General features: G+C 46.2%; 18 protein-coding genes. 9 read left to right on the plus strand and 9 right to left on the minus strand.

Annotated elements, in window-relative coordinates; translation table 11 throughout:
* The first annotated feature begins 2 nt into the window (after positions 1 to 2).
* From N179_RS05510 to N179_RS05530, 5 genes are all read left to right on the plus strand, one after another.
* The gene (locus tag N179_RS05510; RefSeq protein ID WP_075642467.1) at positions 3 to 1,142 is read left to right on the plus strand and encodes a M14 family metallopeptidase; all 1,140 of its coding nucleotides are present in this window, start codon (positions 3 to 5) and stop codon (positions 1,140 to 1,142) included.
* A gap of 84 nt (positions 1,143 to 1,226) precedes the next feature.
* Positions 1,227 to 2,108 carry a manganese catalase gene (locus tag N179_RS05515; protein ID WP_058264888.1) on the plus strand — a complete coding sequence of 294 codons (882 nt, stop codon included), beginning with the start codon at positions 1,227 to 1,229 and terminating at the stop codon, positions 2,106 to 2,108.
* A gap of 5 nt (positions 2,109 to 2,113) precedes the next feature.
* Positions 2,114 to 2,332, plus strand: coding sequence for a hypothetical protein (locus N179_RS05520; protein ID WP_055968392.1), 219 nt, complete (start codon positions 2,114 to 2,116; stop codon positions 2,330 to 2,332).
* Positions 2,325 to 2,618 carry a spore coat protein gene (locus N179_RS05525; protein ID WP_058713253.1) on the plus strand — a complete coding sequence of 98 codons (294 nt, stop codon included), beginning with the start codon at positions 2,325 to 2,327 and terminating at the stop codon, positions 2,616 to 2,618. Before N179_RS05520 ends, N179_RS05525 begins: the two co-directional genes overlap by 8 nt.
* 74 nt (positions 2,619 to 2,692) lie before the next feature.
* Positions 2,693 to 3,808: a hypothetical protein gene (locus tag N179_RS05530; RefSeq protein ID WP_075642468.1), complete on the plus strand. Its 1,116-nt coding sequence runs from the start codon at positions 2,693 to 2,695 to the stop codon at positions 3,806 to 3,808.
* Between the two features lie 42 nt (positions 3,809 to 3,850).
* Here the strand turns inward: N179_RS05530 and N179_RS05535 are convergent, their stop codons facing one another.
* On the minus strand, positions 3,851 to 4,240 hold the full coding sequence (locus N179_RS05535; protein ID WP_075642469.1) for a thiol-disulfide oxidoreductase DCC family protein: 390 nt from the start codon (positions 4,238 to 4,240) through the stop codon (positions 3,851 to 3,853).
* Between the two features lie 202 nt (positions 4,241 to 4,442).
* On the opposite strand from N179_RS05535, the gene N179_RS05540 reads away from it, so the two are divergent.
* On the plus strand, positions 4,443 to 5,186 hold the full coding sequence (locus tag N179_RS05540; protein WP_075642470.1) for an SDR family oxidoreductase: 744 nt from the start codon (positions 4,443 to 4,445) through the stop codon (positions 5,184 to 5,186).
* 55 nt (positions 5,187 to 5,241) lie between these two features.
* Here N179_RS05540 and N179_RS05545 read toward each other — a convergent pair whose 3' ends face one another.
* From N179_RS05545 to N179_RS16935, 4 genes are read right to left on the minus strand one after another with little or no spacing between them, the layout of a single operon-like run.
* Positions 5,242 to 5,700: an NUDIX hydrolase gene (locus tag N179_RS05545; RefSeq protein ID WP_075642471.1), complete on the minus strand. Its 459-nt coding sequence runs from the start codon at positions 5,698 to 5,700 to the stop codon at positions 5,242 to 5,244.
* Entirely contained in the window at positions 5,672 to 6,397 is a 726-nt protein-coding gene (locus N179_RS05550; RefSeq protein ID WP_075642472.1) for an alpha/beta fold hydrolase, read from the minus strand. The genes N179_RS05545 and N179_RS05550 overlap by 29 nt, the downstream gene beginning before the upstream one ends.
* Complete coding sequence (locus tag N179_RS05555; protein ID WP_075642473.1) at positions 6,387 to 6,800, minus strand: RDD family protein; 414 nt, start codon at positions 6,798 to 6,800, stop codon at positions 6,387 to 6,389. The genes N179_RS05550 and N179_RS05555 overlap by 11 nt, the downstream gene beginning before the upstream one ends.
* A gap of 12 nt (positions 6,801 to 6,812) precedes the next feature.
* Entirely contained in the window at positions 6,813 to 6,980 is a 168-nt protein-coding gene (locus tag N179_RS16935) for a hypothetical protein (protein ID WP_023468507.1), read from the minus strand.
* 122 nt (positions 6,981 to 7,102) lie between these two features.
* Between N179_RS16935 and N179_RS05560 the strand changes: the two genes are divergently transcribed.
* The gene (locus tag N179_RS05560) at positions 7,103 to 8,029 is read left to right on the plus strand and encodes a zinc-dependent alcohol dehydrogenase (protein ID WP_083639918.1); all 927 of its coding nucleotides are present in this window, start codon (positions 7,103 to 7,105) and stop codon (positions 8,027 to 8,029) included.
* Here N179_RS05560 and N179_RS05565 read toward each other — a convergent pair.
* On the minus strand, positions 8,011 to 8,607 hold the full coding sequence (locus N179_RS05565) for a hypothetical protein (protein WP_075642474.1): 597 nt from the start codon (positions 8,605 to 8,607) through the stop codon (positions 8,011 to 8,013). The two genes, N179_RS05560 and N179_RS05565, sit on opposite strands and share 19 nt — an antisense overlap.
* Entirely contained in the window at positions 8,608 to 9,339 is a 732-nt protein-coding gene (locus N179_RS05570) for a DUF5694 domain-containing protein (protein WP_075642475.1), read from the minus strand.
* 109 nt (positions 9,340 to 9,448) lie between these two features.
* Here N179_RS05570 and N179_RS05575 point away from each other — a divergent pair, with 109 nt between their 5' ends.
* Positions 9,449 to 9,802, plus strand: coding sequence for a hypothetical protein (locus N179_RS05575; protein WP_075642476.1), 354 nt, complete (start codon positions 9,449 to 9,451; stop codon positions 9,800 to 9,802).
* 137 nt (positions 9,803 to 9,939) lie between these two features.
* Here N179_RS05575 and N179_RS05580 read toward each other — a convergent pair whose 3' ends face one another.
* The gene (locus tag N179_RS05580) at positions 9,940 to 11,292 is read right to left on the minus strand and encodes a phenylacetate--CoA ligase family protein (protein ID WP_075642477.1); all 1,353 of its coding nucleotides are present in this window, start codon (positions 11,290 to 11,292) and stop codon (positions 9,940 to 9,942) included.
* Positions 11,293 to 11,464: 172 nt separating this feature from the next.
* On the opposite strand from N179_RS05580, the gene N179_RS05585 reads away from it, so the two are divergent.
* The gene (locus N179_RS05585) at positions 11,465 to 12,319 is read left to right on the plus strand and encodes an AraC family transcriptional regulator (protein WP_075642478.1); all 855 of its coding nucleotides are present in this window, start codon (positions 11,465 to 11,467) and stop codon (positions 12,317 to 12,319) included.
* 55 nt (positions 12,320 to 12,374) lie between these two features.
* Here N179_RS05585 and N179_RS05590 read toward each other — a convergent pair whose 3' ends face one another.
* On the minus strand, positions 12,375 to 13,724 hold the full coding sequence (locus N179_RS05590; protein WP_075642479.1) for a phenylacetate--CoA ligase family protein: 1,350 nt from the start codon (positions 13,722 to 13,724) through the stop codon (positions 12,375 to 12,377).
* Positions 13,725 to 13,962 lie beyond the last annotated feature (238 nt).

The following is a 13,962-nucleotide window of genomic DNA, read 5'->3' on the forward strand; positions in this document are numbered from 1 at the left end:
TCATGCTTCATTATTTTTCTGGTACGTATGAAACAGCACGCCAACGTTTCAATGAAACTGCACAGCACATTCTTTCACGGCATTATCCGAAACTAACTCATGATTCACTTGAACAAGAAGCATCACTTTATTCCGACTGGTGGCACGGACAGTCCGGTAATAATTCGACATTATTCATTCTATCGAGTGGACTGCACGGAATCGAAGGATATGCAGGCAGTGCCATGCAGCTTCAGTTTTTAAGTGACCATATGAAACAGCTGAACACGGGAGAAGTCGATGTTTTGCTGATCCATGGTATCAATGCTTACGGAATGAAATATCATCGCAAAGAAACCCATCATAACCTCAATTTAAATCGAAATGCGATTCACGATTTTTCAAAGGCTGATTTACGTAATCCAGGTTTTGATGACTTACAGTCTTTGTTCATAAAACGGTCAGGATCAGGGCGTCGTCTGGATTATATACCGTTTACGTTACAGGTCTTATACAACTTGATTCGTCTAGGTCCACATGCTTTTTTAAAAGCTGCGACACTAGGACAATTCAAACATCCGACCGGATTCTATTATGGCGGACGTACGCAAGACGCTTACTTCTCTGACGTATTAAGTCGTCTCGTCGATACCCTATCTGCTTACCGACACGTCGTGATGCTCGACTGTCATACTGGTTATGGACCAGCGGGGCAAGTCCAACTCGTCATGTCATCGGAAGATCCGAGACACGCAAAAGAAGTAGAAAAATATACAAATTACCCGTTTGTCGATCAACCACGAGATCAACAGTTTTATGCAATCGAAGGAGAATGGTTAAACTATCTGTATAAAGAAACAAAAAAGCGACACATCGGTTTTTTAGGTTTAACCGTAGAGTGTGGGACGCTTGGAAAGCATCCTTTTGCCCTACTCCGAACGTTAAAAGCAACAATTGATGAAAATCGTCTCTTTTTCAATCAAGCAGTTGCTCCTCGACGGATTAGAGAGCGGTTCGATGCACTTTACATCCCTAAAAATAAACAGTGGCGACGATTCATCTTGAACGAGACGTCCTTCATTTTCAATAACATCACCGAGTGGGTCAATGAACCTATAAATCATACTTTGATCAAACGATCACTTCAGCGTAACGAAAAATAAGATGAAAACAGGTTTGAAAGAAACTGAATAAGGTATATAACATGTGTAACTCGCATATGTTTAAAACTTAAAGGGGGTTCTTTCATGTTTCGCCATCAAAAAGAATTACAATTCGAAGTCAAGGTTGATCGACCCGATCCAAAACTCGCTCGGGCCGTGCAAGAGGTACTCGGTGGACAATTCGGTGAGATGACGGTCATGATGCAATATCTTTTCCAAGGCTTCAATTGTCGAGGTGAAGAAAAGTACAAGGATATGCTGATGGATATCGGGACGGAAGAAATCGGGCACGTTGAAATGCTATGTTCCCTCATTTCTCAATTGCTCGACGGGGCGTCACCGGATGATCAGGCAGAAGCTGCCAAAGATCCAGCGACGGCAGCAATTCTCGGGGGTATGAATCCACAGCATCTTTTAGTTAGCGGTCTCGGTGGACTGCCATCAAACGCAAACGGCATTCCGTGGAACGGATCCTATATCGTCGCGAGCGGTAACTTATTGGCAGATATGCGCTCGAACCTACATGCTGAATCACAAGGTCGACTTCAAGTCGCCCGTCTCTATCATATGACGACGGATGAAGGCGTGCGTGCTACATTCCGTAAGATGCTCGCCCGTGACCGCTATCACCAGTATCAATGGATGGCTGCGATCGAAGAGCTGGAAACGAAAAACGGCGTCGTCGTGCCTGCTACTTTCGCACCGGAAGATGAGATGGAAGCGCAACCGCATGCTTATGAGTTCTGGGACCTATCGGAAGGAACAGCTTCAAAAGAAGGTCGCTGGGCTCAAGGGGAAGCACAAGATGGCACCGGTGAATTCGTTCATCTAGAAAACCCTGCACCACAAGGAAATATTCCGAATATGAAGGTACCAGCACACAAACTTCACCACGACCTAGCAGAAAAAACAGGAATGCAAAACGTTAAAGATACTGTCAAACGTATGTTACATGATAAGGAGTGAGACCGATGGCTAAATCACCACTTGCAATCCATGAAACACTCGAAATCCATGAAATCATGACGATGAAACAAGCCTGTCTCGTTAAAGCTGTTGCTGTTCGTTCTTTTGTCAAAGATGAGACGCTTGAAAAATTGATTGCTCAAGACATCAAAGATAGCGAACAAGCATTAAACGATTTACAAAAGCTATTGGCAGATCATGAAGGAGGCGGTTCACATGAATGAAGCTCTTCAATCCATTAATCGTCCCAGTAAAAAACGAGACGAGTTGATTGCGACAGATTTCTTAATCAGCAGTAAATCACTCGTCCGCGCTTATGCTGTCGCGATTACGGAAACGGCTTCTCCTGATGTGCGGAAAGTCTTGACCGAACAACTGAACAAAGCCATTCAGACTCACGCTGCGATCGCCGGATACATGATTGACCATGAGATGTATCACGCGCATGACTTGAAAAAGCAATTAAAACACGATCAAGAAAAACTAGAGGTCGCAAAAGGATTGCTATGACGTTTCCCCTTCCCTTCTGATTCAGAAGTGGAGGGGGTTTTCTTTCAGAATTCGTGTAAGGAGCGATAAGTCCCATGATTGACATCAATCACATTCAAATCAAACAAAGCGGAGAAACCGTTTGTCTCACCTGGGAAGGAACAAGTAAGGTCCGACTCTTCTTAAACGGTATACCTTGTTTCATTCAGAACTCGAATACCTATCAAACGGATGTACTCCCTTTATATGAGCCTTTGTCGTTCGAACTGATCGATTCAGATTCGAAGACACGTATCGTCACGGCTCTTGTTTCAAGTACGGATGATTTGTTCTGGAATCGAAAAGTGACTGTCCTGATTCAACAAAATCATGTTGTCCGACTATTATGGGGTGAAATTCCAGAGGTATCGCATTATTCGATATTTCAAGATGGGCATCGATTAGGTCAAACTACAACACCCGAATGGAAAGGAACGATTGACCCTGAACAGTTTACACGTTTCGAAATCCGGGTGTTACGTCCCATTTCTAGAAAATCGATGCCGTTCGCACGCATAATCAAGACGTTCGCCCGCGTTACGAATCAGATAAAACAAGAACAAGACCGAGAACGGGAATTTGAACAATTCGTACTCTATTTTTCTTTGTACCCGCTATCCGCTTCACATACGAAGGTTTCTTCATACCGATTGCGTGTACTGACGTTCATTGCTCCTCCGATTCTCATGAACCCGAATCCGTTTTCTCCGCATCGTTATTTCGAAGGCGATGCGCGACAATATTCGCCTTTTTCTAAAGAGTATCGTACCTTTACAGAGGTCCTGACATGTAATGGTGAAACGACTCATCAACTATCAAAACAAGCAAATCCTACTCGCTCTTTTGATGCTTGTCATCAGTTATATCGAGAAGATGTCGCTTCGACACAGCAAGTCTATTTATCACATCAATCACCAACTCGATATACGCTTCATCATTCTGTTGGTAATCCGCTCGTCGTCTCACCAAACATCGACTACGAAATAACGGTGACACACCGTTCAAATCTTTGGCGTATCGCAGGAACACACCTCCAATCACCGCATCATGAAGTGTATCTGGATGAAGGAGACGATTGTTTTGAAACAATCCACCAAGCCCATGATTTAGGATTAAGTTTCCTCGGCGATCCATTGCCAAGTTGTCACTGGTTGCATGTGACCAACCAATGAACAGAAAGAAAACCGCGACCGATTCGTCGCGGTTTTTCATCTTTAGTCGTGAAATCGAGCTCGCGTCTCCGGAGACGGTAACGCGCACTGCTGCTTTTGTCCAAACCAGCGATGACGGTTGTTTGCAACGAAATCATAGACGCGATCTCGAAGTGAACGTGGAACAATCTGAAACACACTCAACAGACGCCATCCACCTTTTAAATGACGGGCAATCCGTAACGCTGCATCTGATTTGATATAGGGTACACCCCGGTCAATCACAACGACACTGTCGATCGTTTCCGGAAGATGATGACGACGGACGATTTCTTGTCCTGTTTCCCCTTGCAACGAAGCAAAATCATGATATCCTTGGTCTCGTTTCAAAATGAACTGGACACTCGCGTCACAGAGATTACATTCTCCGTCGAATAAGACGATTGCTTTCATGATCGATTCATCCTCCCCCACCTGTTTAACGAATAATTTCGTACACTTTTTCTTTACCACGTTTCAAGTCAAAACATGCATTTAATCAGTATGTTAAATCATAATAACGCTTCCGTTCATTGTCTTTCTTACGCTATACTGTTTTTGTAAACATTTGGAACCATTCATTTATTTGATTGTATCTATGTAAAGGAGCGTACATATGACGAAACGACCGATTGCTATCGTGACCGGTGCCAGTCAGACACGCGACATCGGAGCTGCGATTTGCCGCCAGCTTGCCATGTCTGGACATGACCTGGTCTTTACTTATTTTAAAGCAACAGCGGATTGGGCGACTAGTTTTACGACCGAACTTGAAAATCAAGGTGCCCGCGTCCTTGCGATCGAACTTGATTTAGGTCAAGCAGATGCCGCTGATGATTTATTCGATCAGGTAGAAGACTTTGGAACACCAAGTATCCTGATCAATAACGCTGCCCATTCGACGATGACGGATTGGCGAACACTTGATGCAGCCAGTCTTGATCAACACTATGCCGTCAATCTCCGGGCACCGTTGTTGCTCGCGACACGTTTCACGAAACAATTCGTTGAAGCACATCTAACGTCCGGTCGTATCATTCAACTGACGTCCGGACAGGATCTCGGTCCGATGCCTGACGAGATTGCTTACGCTACGACAAAAGGTGCCTTGTCGACGTTTACGAAGACTTACGCGGCAGCCGTGGCGCCGCTTGGCATCACCGTCAACGCCGTCAATCCGGGTCCGACAGACTCGACTTGGATGGATGAAGCAACCCGGACGGCGCTTAAACCTAGTTTTCCGTTCGGGCGAATCGGTGCGCCGGAAGACGTCGCACGATTGATCCAATTCCTCGTCAGTCCTGACGGTGGCTGGGTGACCGGGCAAGTCATCCATTCCGAAGGTGGCTTTGAACGCTGAATATGTCGCATGTAAAAACATCCCTCTGACGTTAAAATCAGAAGGATGTTTTGCATTATCGAAAGACCGGACTCGTTTCTGTCAAAAAATCGTTCCAGGCTGTTTGATGCAGTTCGCTATAGAGCTCTGGCATCTGATCTCTTTCAAAAAAAGCAACATCGAATGATTCATCGGCATCAATCGTCCATTGTCCCCCATTGATTCGGCAAACGAAAAAATGGACGATCGGTTGGGCGACATCCCCGTTTGGATACATCTCTTCGTACTTCGAATAGACACCACTCAACCGTTCGATCCTGACATGAAAACCGGTCTCTTCAAAAATCTCACGCTGTGCGGCTTCAATGAGCGACTCTCCTAGTTCCAGTGCCCCGCCCGGAAAGCCCCATGCTTGTTGCTCCCGCCGTTTTTGAAGAAGAATGCGCCCCTCCTTGTCAAAGACAATCCCACCGGCAAAGTTCAACATCACTTTTTCTTGACCGACCTTAGTGCGAAGAAAACGTATGTAGTCCATCTGTCGCCCCTTGAAGTTTGACGTACTTCAGCCATGTGATCAGTTGCTTGATCATGGCATCGGTCACGGTATGATTGACACCCGGAAAAACGTCTAATACGGTCGTTTGCGCCATACCTGCTTGAACAGCTGTCCCGTGATAAAACTGCTGGATCGATAGTGGAATGATGTCATCGGCATCGCCGTGCAGAAGCAACCGCGGACGCTCATCCATCACACTGATTGGATCGAGTTTCCATGGTACATCCTCCTTTTTGATAGCAGGTCGCCCGTCACGAACGCGGAATTGACGTTCTGCTTCAAGATAGGCACCGCCCCCATTGATCGCAACGAGTGCTTTAATCGGCCGACGCGACATGATCCCGTGGGCAATGAACCCACCCATCGAGACGCCGATCGCTATCACGTCTGAAACATGCCAGCCTGATTGTTTGATGATAGCTGTCGCTTCCGTAATCGATTGTTCGACGACGCACCAAAAATAGGTCGTCGTTATTTCTGGATCAAATGGATGATCAAGCGGATCACGTTGATCATGCCGAAGAAGTTCCGGGATGAAGACATCGTATCCTTCTTCAGATAATTGTCGCGCAAACTCTAGATAAGAGACAGCCGTTCCGCCCCAACCATGATAGAGGAGGATGGCTCCTGTAGGTTGAGAGGCACGGACACAATGAACATGAAAATCAAGCTTCATTATTTAGCTTCTCCTGGTTCAAGCGGACGATCGTTCTCGCGAAGTCATCTTCCGGTAATCGTTGTCCGTTCTCAAGAAACGGTTTCCAGTACGGTCGAATCTTAAATAACGAGACCGTATCACGATAGACTGTTCGGCGGACGATTTGTTTTGTCGTCAACGGCAATCCGTTCTCGCTTTCAACCTGGATGCCGCAAATCTGATCACCAATCGTTTTTCCGTTCAACAGTTTTAATTGCGCGACTTCTCCTAGAAAACTGATCGTCGGTTGTGTCACGACAGCGTGAACGACTTCTGACTTCACACGTCGTAACACCGTTTTTTCGATGACGACAGAAAGTCCGAAATAAACAGCTTGGTTGATGATATACGCACCGATTCGTCGTTTAGTCGTTGAATGCATGGATGGTCCTCCTTATACGTTGAAATAAACAACAGCGCCAAGTCCACTGACGGCAATCAAATAAAAGACGATTGCGAGTCGTTTGTTTGCAGCAGAGATATCCTTTCGGACGAGGATCTTACTATACCGATACGTCAAGAATGCGAACACGAGCAATGCCAAAATCAATAATGGTTCCATTCGATTCCCTCCTTTTCTTTCTTATTCTACATCATTTCTGGTTTCGAATTGTTATATTTTACAAGTAAAGTGGTATATGCTTGATCCATATGACATCAATCCAACAATGAAATGAGGTTTACATGTTGAACACTACAACGATTTGCTGTCTTGTGGAGTCGAAGACACCTGGTTATCTTGTTCGGGAACTGCCGCCGCTTGGCATCCATGACGTCTACGTCCGCACTCTAGCCGGTGCCATTAGTATCGGTGCCGAACTTCCCCAATGGCTGGAACAAGACATGACCGAAACCAGCTATGACTATCCGCTCGAGACAGGATATGAAAGTTATGGCGAAGTGCTTGCAGTTGGTGACGCCGTCCAAATCGTCAAGCCCGGAGATCGGGTTGTCAGCTTCTATGGTCATCAAGATCAAGCGATCATTCCTGAATCGAAAGTCATCCCGGTTCCTGCTTATGTCTCACCACGTGAAGCCTTACTACTGATTCTGTCCTGTGACGCGGCAAAAGGCGTCCGTAAGCTGACATTGACACCCGATACAAGCGTCTTAGTTTCTGGAATGGGTACGATCGGTTTGCTGACAGTGCATTACTTACGGTATTACGTTAACGTTCGTCAGATTGATATCCTCGAGCCACTTACGTCCCGAGCAGAGTTAGCGCGTCAATTAGGTGCACGTGTTGTCACACCGGATTCAAGTATGTATGACGCCGCTATCGAATGTTCTGGACGCCAAGCGGCCTTTGCCGAGCTTCAGTCTGCTGTCCGTCCTCATGGTGCAATCTGCGTCTTATCGGACGGCAACCGGGAAACCTTGACGTTGACGCCCGCGTTTCACGCGAAAGAACTTCAGATCATTGCATCGAGTGACGGCTGGGACTACCGCAAGCATGCAGACTGGCTCTTTTCAGACGATCGTCACGCGACATTGCCAGCTTTGTTCGAACACGAGACTTCGTTTTCGGAGCTTGCCAGTTGCTTCGCTGCCTTGATGGAAACACCAGATCTCCCGATCAAAGTATTCGTTGATTATGAGCAGACAAGCTGAACACCGTTCGGATCCGTACCTACGAGCGATACGTCGGAAAAGACTGCTTCTTGTAAGACGGTCTTCTCCCCGCGGACGGTTTGGATTTGTGAAATCGATCGATCGAACAGTTTCGTTAAATCCGCCTCTAATCCTTCGCGCGGTGTCGTTAGAATTAAACGCTCAATTGTCGTTCCATCAGTATCCGCAATCGCATCTTCATGGATTTGCAGTTCAATCCGTAATCCGTATGGTGTCTGCAAGAACGTCCGACGCTCGTTCGCTTGGACCGTGAACGATAACGTTTCTGCGCGATCAAGAATCGTTTGCACGTCACCAGGCTGAATCAAAAATCCGATGTGATCGAAGCGAACCGTTTTTCCGAATCCGATCGTCACATTGACCGCTCCCCGTTTCATTTCAATGATTCGGAATAAAATTTGATCTGCTCGAAAATCATCCCATGATAGAGGTGGATTAAACGACGAAAATTCTCCGTCTTTCTTCCCGATGCGCTGGGAAACGTGAAATCCGCGTGCCGTGTACCAAGCCTCTGTTTCTTCCAAATGTGGTGTCCAAATATGGTAGTGAAATAGCATTTACATACACTCCTTTTTGTTGTTCCAATCGTTCCACGTCATCACTTCGACTTGGTTCGATTCATTCAAATATTGTCGTAATAACGGGAGGTGCGCAGCACCGTACAAACAGACGATTCGTTCGTTCGCCTGAGCAAGGTGCAGTAAACGATTTGCGATCTTTTGATTGCGGACTCGCCAGTAGCGTTCAACCCAAATCCGACCACTCTCCAGTCGTTCGATTTGATCATAGATTCTAGCCGACGCTGCAATCGTTTCTTCAGCGTGCAATCGATCGAGCCATTCGGAGAATGATGACTGTTCCATCGCGTGCTCTAATTGTTCTGTCCGCTTCATCTCAGCCGCGACGATCGTCTCAAAGGCTTCCGGATGATGTGAACGGACGATTCCTAAATCCGGTACGCCGGGTACGATTTCGTTCCAATCGACCCCATGGAGATCTGCTACTCCCGCCATCCGGGCTAATCGAAAGCCAATTTGTTGCCGTTCATTTTCGGTTAAATCGCTCTCATGTTGATAGGTGTCATATGTATGTTGCAGGTCACTTATGCGTTCAGGTGACGTCTCAAGGGCAACGCCTGTCGGTCGAAATGCGTTCAATCGAGCAACGACTTCTTGGATTTCTCGTTGCCTTTTTTCTGACGCGACATCAAAAATTCCTGGACGAATCAAATCACCATTGGTCGGGCGATCGAGATGGAACATGCCTAACAGTAAAATCTGAGGTTTCATCTATCCCCCTCCTTTTCCTGATTTTACCTTATATTTGGTAAAGGAAGCGACTTTTACCTATCATGAATTTACGTTATTATTCAACAATTACTCATATAAGGAGGTTCCGATGAAAAAGATATTCGTCATTGTGTTCATTGGATTTTTATTCGGATGCAGTCAAACCGGTACAGAGGACGAAGCTAGTTATGCCATGATCGTCATTGTGAATAACAAAGAGTATAGTGGAACAGAAGCTGAATTGGATGCATCTAAGCGACAAGGAGAAAAAATTAGTACGATATTAAAGAAAACAAAAGCATATGAAATGCCCCAAGCGAACAGTCAATCGAATCTTTTTTCAGTCGGGTCCACCATTTATTCTGTTAAAGGAACAGAAGATTTCATCATCGTAAAAGACAAAGAAAATAAAAAATGGCTTTTAAAAAAGGTAAGGGATATCAAAAACGAATTGAATGAATGAGGTAATCTAAAACACCTTTATATTGGTACCTTTTTAGAAGTACTAACAGTGGAGGTGTTTTTAACATGTACTTTTAACTGAGGTATGATGAAAAATCATTAAAAAAGCGGACAGATGTCACGATCTGCCCGCCACCTTCATCCTGTTAAACTTGATTTAACGAGTAAAATTTTCCCGCTTTCCTCGGCATCGATATAAGATACGGCTTGTACATCGAGATGGATATCACGACCGAATAAACGGTACAGCCGTTCCATCAGAAGTCGTTCGTCTGATTGACTGAACCGCTCTGCGTCCGGAACGTAGTAGATCGATACGCTATCTGTCGTCATTTGAACATATTGAATACGCTCGATACTGTTTGGCAAATGTTTAACGAGACTCGCCAGTTGCGCTTCAAAAATCTTTTGCCCATCCGGTTTTTGAATGAAGGCCCGCCCCCTGCCGTCAATCGATTCGATGATTGGTCCCGGGTGACCACAGGAACAGGTGCGCGGACTGAGCGTCATCCGATCTCCGACCCGGTAGCGAATGAGGGGGGTCCCGTGTGTATCAAAACTCGTCACAAGAATCTCCCCGTCTGTATCGAGTTCGATGATCCCCATCTCATGGTGCAGATGCTTTTGACCTAATCGGCATTCTGAAACGATTGGTGCCCCTTCAGACGATGCATATTGATCAAAGACTGGTCCGTGAAACACTTCTTCGATGACTTGGCGCTCTTCCGCGTCGATCCGTTCTGCCGTCGGGAAAATCGCAATCGGTTGACACGTCAAGCGGATCCCTTCTCGCTTCGCGAACCGGGCGAGCTCAATCATCGCTGACGGAAGACCATCAATCGTTTCTGGTTGAAAACGTTCGATGGCTTCAAGATACGCTGCCATCGTCCGTGGGGATAATCGTTTTACCGTGAACAAGAGTTGATTCGCCGCTCGATTCATCCGCCAGTAGACGTCCACCTGTTGACGCTCGGGTACGAGATCCTGTGCCGTAAAGCTGATTCGTCGCATGCCACGGTAGACACCGTGGGTCGCCTTGAAATAATCCAGATGGGCCATGCGAATTTGCATATCCGGTATCGTATATCGTACTTGCAGTGACGTGCCTGTCGTTCCACCCGTTTTCCCTATGATTGGCGCAGCGACATCTGTTTGAATGTCCTCCATGTGTGTTCGTAATATTTCTTTTGATAGTACAGGAATATGTTTTAGTTTGGATAAGTCCGTTAACGGCAGGCGAATGCCGTGTGAAGTGAAGAGCTGACGGTAATAGGGACTGTGTTCAGTACAGAAGCGAAGGAAGTCATTTAAACGATCAAGTTGTTCCGCTTTGACGTCGATCGTCGTATGTTCTCGTTCGAGGAGCATCCGGAACCGTTCTTGATAGACCGGTCCATAACGTTCGCGATGCAATTGATACCCATAGAGGGTTGTGAAGAGGTGCTGGAGAAATAGAGGAGAGCGATTGTAGATCTGCTCTTTGATACCCATGTCATCACGTCCTTTCGCAAGGGAAGTAACGGTTTCGATGTCTCTACGATAGCCGATGTACCTGACAGGAATATGACAAGAATAAGGGAACATGCATCCTGACAAATTGCTATCGGCTTGGACAGGTCCGACGATCTTCGCTCTACTATACTGAAAACAAGGAGGTGACAAGATGTGGCTCGAATCGATTCAACGCGTTATTGACTATATTGAAGATCATTTAGAAGACTCGCTCGATCTCAACGTTTTGACAAAAGTCGCTCAGATGCAGGCTTATCCTTTACAACGGACGTTTTCGTTACTTGCGATGATGACGTTACCGGAATACATCCGAGGACGACGTCTGACGCTCGCAGCGCAACAATTGACACAGACGGACGAAAAAATCATCGATCTCGCCTTACGTTTTGGTTATGAGACGCCGGAAGCTTTTACGAAAGCTTTCAAACGTCAGCATGGTTGTTCGCCGACGTTGATGCGAAACGAGCGATGTCCGATTCACGCCTATAACCGCCTGAGCATTCAGGTGACCTTGAAGGGACTGGAGCAAATGGATTACCAACTCATCGAACGACCGGCTTTACAGATTTCAGGATGGCGAAAACATTTCTCGACGCAAGATGGTGCCCAAAAACAGCTGATTCCGTTGTTTTGGAATGATGTGAATCATTCTGGTCAAGATGCTACCTTGTTCAAACAAAATGACGGTCAGATTGAAGGTGTGATTGGTGTCTGCTCCAATTTCACCGAAGCATCGATGGATTATTGGATCGCGACGACGACAACGGAAGTCCTACCCGGTCAGGAAACAATGACGATTCCGGCGAGTCTTTGGGCGACGTTTCCGGTCGTTGGTCCAATGCCACATGCCATTCAAGAGATGTGGCAGCGTATCTATCAAGAGTGGCTCCCATCGCATGGATATGATCCTCTGCCTCACGCTGAACTCGAAGTCTATTCGGCAGGCGACCCGTCTGCCGCCGACTATCAATCTGCCATCTGGATTCCGGTGCGTCCGCGCGACTGATGGTTTCAGGACATATGAAAAGGCGAGATCATCGATGATCTCGCCTTTTCGTGTGTCATGCATACTGTTGTTTAATCAGTAGTGTCTTTCCACTGATTTCTTTCGGAATTTCCGGTACCGCGCGCATGACGACATTTAATTGTCCGTCAAACAGTCGGTCTAGAACAAAAAAGAGTTTCTTCTCATGTTCTTTCTCGAAGCATCGTTCATCCGGAACATATAATAAAACAATCTCGTCCCGTGTCTCTTGAATGTATTGTACGCGTTCGATACAGTTCGGGAACGCCCGAACGATTCCCGCGAGTTCACCTTCAAAGACACGGTGACCGTTTCTGAGTTGAATGAAGCTTCTCCCCCGTCCGTCGATCGAAGCGATGATCGGACCTTGATGACCACAAGGACACGTTTCCTGACTGAGCGTCATCCGATCGCCGACACGGTAACGGACGAGAGGTGTCCCGTGCGTATCAAAACTCGTTACGAGAATTTCGCCGTCCTCATCACGTTCAATGATTCCCATCTCATAATGTAGATGTTTTTTCCCATACGGACATTCGGCGACGATCGGGGCCCCTTCTGACGACGCATACTGATCATAGATCGGTGCATGGAAAACGTCTTCGATGAGTGCTCGTTCTTCTGCCGTCATCATCTCTGCCGTCGGGAAAATCGCTTTCGGTCGAAACGAACAGGTCATCCCATATTTTTTAGCATATCGCGCGACTTCGATCATCCCTGAAGGCAAACCATCAATCGATTCCGGCTGAAACCGATTGAGTTGTTCAATGTATGCAGCGGCGGTTTTCGGATTAATGTTTTTAATCGAGAACAACATCTGATTGATGACTTTATTCGTCCGCCAATAAACCGGCGCCTTTTGTTGCGGGGAAGCAAGGGTTTGACCGGTAAAACTTGCGCGGCGCATCCCTTGATCGACTCCATGGGTCCACTTGAAGAAGTCAAGATGTGCCATTCGGATTTGCATATCTTCCTTTGTATAGTGCACTTGAATCGATTTACCAGTCGTACCGCCCGTTTTTCCGAGAATCGGGGCATGGACGTGCGCATGGACGTCCTCATTTTGTTGGCGTAAGATTTCTTTCGTCAAAGGGGGAATCTGTTTTAGTTCGTCAATCGATTGTAACGGGAGCTCTAGTGCAATGGTAGAAAACAATTCCTGATAGTATGGACTATGTGTTTGGCAAAAAGAAAGGAAGTCGTTTAATCGATGCAATTGTTCTGCTCGAACGTCAATCGGTCGTCCTAACTTCTGTTTCAGTTCTTGTAAGCGTTGCTGATAGGCGGGACCATATCGTTCATGGAACAGGCGACGTCCTTGTAAAGTCGTCAACAAGTTTTGGATGAAAATCGGTGAGTGAAAGTAGATCGATTCTTTGAGCTGCATGATGTCACTCCTTCCATAGTTAGACCACCTTTTACTGATACTTTCATCTTATTTCCAGTCGCCGCCCATCTCAATTAGTTCTTCGTGAATAAACTTAGCTTTTATTTTCATGACGATTTATTTTAATGAACTCTGATTCACGAACATCTTCTTATCGATTCTTGAACTTACAACTTTTCTTCCCTCACAAAAAAATCCGATCGACGAAGAGAAGTTCTTCATCAATCGGATTCATACT

Origin of the sequence: Exiguobacterium indicum HHS 31 (assembly GCF_001939065.1) — a bacterium.
Taxonomy (GTDB): Bacteria; Bacillota; Bacilli; order Exiguobacteriales; family Exiguobacteriaceae; genus Exiguobacterium_A; species Exiguobacterium_A indicum.

Coding starts and splice junctions, on each gene's coding strand:
- N179_RS05510 (WP_075642467.1), top strand. CDS start 3: ATGCTTCATTATTTTTCTGGTACGTATGAAACAGCACGCCAACGTTTC.
- N179_RS05565 (WP_075642474.1), bottom strand. CDS start 8,607: ATGCTATTTCACTACCATATTTGGACACCACATTTGGAAGAAACAGAG.
- N179_RS16935 (WP_023468507.1), bottom strand. CDS start 6,980: ATGGAACCATTATTGATTTTGGCATTGCTCGTGTTCGCATTCTTGACG.
- N179_RS05580 (WP_075642477.1), bottom strand. CDS start 11,292: ATGGGTATCAAAGAGCAGATCTACAATCGCTCTCCTCTATTTCTCCAG.
- N179_RS05575 (WP_075642476.1), top strand. CDS start 9,449: ATGAAAAAGATATTCGTCATTGTGTTCATTGGATTTTTATTCGGATGC.
- N179_RS05550 (WP_075642472.1), bottom strand. CDS start 6,397: ATGAAGCTTGATTTTCATGTTCATTGTGTCCGTGCCTCTCAACCTACA.
- N179_RS05555 (WP_075642473.1), bottom strand. CDS start 6,800: ATGCATTCAACGACTAAACGACGAATCGGTGCGTATATCATCAACCAA.
- N179_RS05525 (WP_058713253.1), top strand. CDS start 2,325: ATGAATGAAGCTCTTCAATCCATTAATCGTCCCAGTAAAAAACGAGAC.
- N179_RS05530 (WP_075642468.1), top strand. CDS start 2,693: ATGATTGACATCAATCACATTCAAATCAAACAAAGCGGAGAAACCGTT.
- N179_RS05560 (WP_083639918.1), top strand. CDS start 7,103: ATGTTGAACACTACAACGATTTGCTGTCTTGTGGAGTCGAAGACACCT.
- N179_RS05520 (WP_055968392.1), top strand. CDS start 2,114: ATGGCTAAATCACCACTTGCAATCCATGAAACACTCGAAATCCATGAA.
- N179_RS05585 (WP_075642478.1), top strand. CDS start 11,465: ATGTGGCTCGAATCGATTCAACGCGTTATTGACTATATTGAAGATCAT.
- N179_RS05590 (WP_075642479.1), bottom strand. CDS start 13,724: ATGCAGCTCAAAGAATCGATCTACTTTCACTCACCGATTTTCATCCAA.
- N179_RS05535 (WP_075642469.1), bottom strand. CDS start 4,240: ATGAAAGCAATCGTCTTATTCGACGGAGAATGTAATCTCTGTGACGCG.
- N179_RS05545 (WP_075642471.1), bottom strand. CDS start 5,700: ATGGACTACATACGTTTTCTTCGCACTAAGGTCGGTCAAGAAAAAGTG.
- N179_RS05515 (WP_058264888.1), top strand. CDS start 1,227: ATGTTTCGCCATCAAAAAGAATTACAATTCGAAGTCAAGGTTGATCGA.
- N179_RS05540 (WP_075642470.1), top strand. CDS start 4,443: ATGACGAAACGACCGATTGCTATCGTGACCGGTGCCAGTCAGACACGC.
- N179_RS05570 (WP_075642475.1), bottom strand. CDS start 9,339: ATGAAACCTCAGATTTTACTGTTAGGCATGTTCCATCTCGATCGCCCG.